Source organism: Pseudomonas sp., from assembly GCF_050739995.1.
Lineage (GTDB): Bacteria > Pseudomonadota > Gammaproteobacteria > Pseudomonadales > Pseudomonadaceae > Aquipseudomonas.
In genome coordinates this window covers 1-3,251 of the sequence record NZ_JBOICG010000562.1, presented here as the reverse complement: position 1 = coordinate 3,251, position 3,251 = coordinate 1, and the positions used below count along the sequence as shown (strand labels likewise).

Here is a 3,251-nt window from a genome sequence, read left to right as displayed (position 1 = left end):
GTTCTCAGGGGTCTGTAGGGAATTTCCCACGCACCCGTACCTCGCCACGGTATCGAGCAAGGTCAGAGGAGGTGAGGGTGGCAACGATGCGTGTTGCCAGCGGAGGGTGTGTGAGCGCTTCCAGGCGTTTGATTTCCGGACGCGTGCCCAGGCTTGGACGTCGGATTGGGTTTCGAAGGTTTGCGCGGGGCTGGATAGTCCTTTCGACCATGTTTGCCACGTTCAAGTGCGGCAAATAGGCGGAAAAAACGACTTTCGGGACTAGGAAAGGTTTTTGTCAGGAGTGCTATTCCCTTGTAATCCAAGGGAAAGAAGATGGTGCACCCGGCGGGATTCGAACCCACGACCCCTGCCTTCGGAGGGCAGTACTCTATCCAGCTGAGCTACGGATGCTTGTGCGGGCGACATCATACCCATGTCGGCCAGATGCGTCCATTCCGGTGTTTTCACTGGCGATAGTAGGCTGCGTTACCGGGAAAGGCGGCTATTTGCCATTATCTTTCACAACTCCTCGTACCGTACGTCCCTTTGTTTGCTTTGCTCTTGTGGCTTCCGCATGGCGGTCGCGCCGCAATTCTCTTCCCCTGGCCAGGTGAACGCATGCATTCCAAAGGAACCGTGATGCTCGATCTCCCGCTGAGACAAACCCTGCTTGCCCGCTCCGATTTATTTCGAGGTTTACCGGAGCCGCTCTTGTGCTACGTCGCCACTCATATGGTGGAGCGCACCCTGGATGATCGTGAACTGCTCTATTTCAAGGACGACACCCTCGAGTTCATTGCGCTGGTGGTGGAGGGGCGGATCTATTCGGTGGTCCACGGCCCCGACGGCCGGGAACAGATCATCGGCAGTATGGGGGCCGGGCAGGTGGTGGGTGAGACGGCGTTGATCAAGGACCATGGCCGTGAATCTTCGACCTTTGCCAGCGGCCCGACCCGCTTGCTGCAACTGAGCCGTCGGCATTTTGCGCTGCTGTTTGAGGAGCCGGTGTTTCTGCGGCGCTTGTTGATGCTGATGATGGTGCGCCTGCTGCATGCCATCGAATTGCTCGAATTGGTCTGCCTGCATCGGCTGGAGTCGCGGCTGGCGCGGTTCCTGTTGGCCAATATGCGCGACATCGACTTGGCCCTCGCTATGCCCTGCGTGTCACTGCCCGCCAGCCAGGGTGTGTTGGCGTCCATGCTCAACACCAGTCGCCCCAAGCTCAATGTTCAACTGCAATTGTGGCGCCGCAGCGGTTTGATCAGCGGCAGTCTGGAGCGGATGGTGATCAACGATCTTGAGCATTTGCGGCGCAAGGCATTTGCCTTGAATTAGTCGCCACGGTGTTCCCCAGGTAACAGCGCGCCCCTGTTGATGCCTCGCAAACTGGCCCTTCATCAAGGATGCACAGGAGTGCTTGCGATGGGGATGACTGTTCAGTTCAAGGATCAATGGGTCGCTGATGACCGTTTGTTTGAAGCGAGTTGGCGCGCAGTACAGGGCGAGCTGAAGCGTCGCGCACTGCGGCGTGCCAAGGGGAATCAGGATCAGGGCCAGGAGTGGTTATCGGCCACGGCGATAAAGGCGCTGCTGTTTTTCCGGCGTTCGCCGGAGCGTATTCGCGACCCCCAGGGGTTTCTTTTTCTGGTGCTCGACCATGTGTTTCTCGACAGCCTGCGGCGAAGCAAGCGCGAGGGGTTGCTGTTCGATCATCTGATCGACCTTGAGCACGACCACTTGGCCGTGCTCGCCGCGCCCTGCGCCTCGGTGCTGGACCGGGTGGAATGTTATGAGCGCCTGGAACAGGTCGAGGCGCATGTGGCGCAGTTACCGATCGCGCAGCAACGCTTGTTTGAGATGCGTTTTGTCGATGACTTGCCGTACCCGCAAATCGCCGCCGCCCTTCAAGTCAAGCTGCCGCTGGTGCGTAAGCGCGTGCAATTGCTGCGCAGTGCCTTGCGCTGAACTTCATTCACAGACGTCGGTGTGAGGCGTTCTAGTTTATGAGCACGTCACGCCACCACCCCTGACGGGTGAATTCCATCAAGGAGAGATGTATGACAGAGGTCAACAGCCAGATCACCGACGCGGTAACCCAAACCAACGTCAAGGTGGTGGCGGAGGCGCCGGCCCAGGCCATTGCGTCGCTTTATCAGGTGGCCAGCAGTGCGGCGGGCCTGTCGTTGCAGAACGCGGTCAACAGCCAGCAGGCGATGAACCAGATTTCCAATGCGGTGATCTCCAAGGCGGTGGCGCTGATCATGCAGATTGGTGAGAAGGGCTGAGCCCTGGGGAGATCGATCATGTCGTGGTTCAGCCGAAAGAAACCCGCCGCCCCGCAAGCAACGCCCGCCGCCGATCCACCTGCGCCAGCGCCCGCCACCCCGGCCTCGCGCTCCATCATGGCGCGGATGAACGAGCATCTGCTCAACCAGGCGAGCACGCCGTCGCCCGACAGCACGGCGGCCCTCAACAGTCAGATTGTGCAGGCGGTGCAGTTCACTAACTCGCAGAACTTTGCCTATGCACCGGCGCAGATCGCGGTGCCGGCCGACATGATGATCAGCCAGGCGGCCGGGTTGGTGGCGCAGGCGGGCGCGGGGTATTTCGACGGGGTCAGCAAGATCGCGTTGGCGGCCCAGGCCGTGCTGCTGCAAAAAATGACCGAGAACATCCTCCAGGAGAATGTGAAAGGCGCCGCCGAGGACGCACTGGGCGCGCTGGCCACCGACCTGCTGGTGGGCGCCGCTGCCGCCGTGGCCGCCGCTGCCGGTGCGATGGAGGCCGAGGCCGCCAGTGTGGCCATCGACAAGATCGACCAGAGTATCGCCAAGTACGCCGACACCCTGGCCAACCGGGCTGCGCCAGCAGCCTGAGACGAGCACGACGTTCCGGAGTTCTTCCGCAACGGTGCAACAGCAACTTGAAAGCAACTTTTCTTAAATGAGGAGCGACATCATGCAGCCTGGAGATATTATTTTTTCGGTAAAACAGGAAGAAGACAGCGCGACGCGGGCCTTTATCAAGGCTGGACAGTTGGTCAAGGCCAAGGTGTTTGCCCAGGACACGACGTACCTGAATGTGGTCCATCCGGCGATTGCGGTAAGCGACACGCTGGTGATTGAAAGCGTTGGCAGTGGCCTGTCGTTGACCGACCTGAGCCTGGAAAAGCCACCGCGTTCGGCCATGGTGTTTTCCTGTGCGGACATTGAGTTGGGCGAAGCCGCTACGGTCGCGGCCAAGCAGTTCTATTTCGACAAGCTCGGCGG

General features: G+C 60.0%; 4 protein-coding genes, 1 tRNA gene and 1 pseudogene. 5 read left to right on the top strand and 1 reads right to left on the bottom strand.

Annotated features, from left to right (window positions below):
- Positions 1-316 precede the first annotated feature (316 nt).
- Positions 317-393 (bottom strand) — tRNA-Arg (locus tag ACRESD_RS18635).
- A gap of 207 nt (positions 394-600) precedes the next feature.
- Here ACRESD_RS18635 and ACRESD_RS18630 point away from each other — a divergent pair.
- The 5 genes and pseudogenes from ACRESD_RS18630 to ACRESD_RS18610 form a co-directional block, all read left to right on the top strand.
- Positions 601-1,317: a Crp/Fnr family transcriptional regulator gene (locus tag ACRESD_RS18630; protein ID WP_431752258.1), complete on the top strand. Its 717-nt coding sequence runs from the start codon at positions 601-603 to the stop codon at positions 1,315-1,317.
- An 87-nt stretch (positions 1,318-1,404) separates the two neighbouring features.
- Positions 1,405-1,947, top strand: a complete 543-nt coding sequence (locus ACRESD_RS18625) for an RNA polymerase sigma factor (RefSeq protein WP_431752257.1) — start codon at positions 1,405-1,407, stop codon at positions 1,945-1,947.
- Between the two features lie 92 nt (positions 1,948-2,039).
- Positions 2,040-2,267: a RebB family R body protein gene (locus ACRESD_RS18620; RefSeq protein WP_003187543.1), complete on the top strand. Its 228-nt coding sequence runs from the start codon at positions 2,040-2,042 to the stop codon at positions 2,265-2,267.
- A gap of 18 nt (positions 2,268-2,285) precedes the next feature.
- Complete coding sequence (locus tag ACRESD_RS18615) at positions 2,286-2,858, top strand: hypothetical protein (RefSeq protein ID WP_431752256.1); 573 nt, start codon at positions 2,286-2,288, stop codon at positions 2,856-2,858.
- 82 nt (positions 2,859-2,940) lie between these two features.
- Positions 2,941-3,251, top strand: a pseudogene (locus ACRESD_RS18610) (hypothetical protein); the annotation flags it as partial.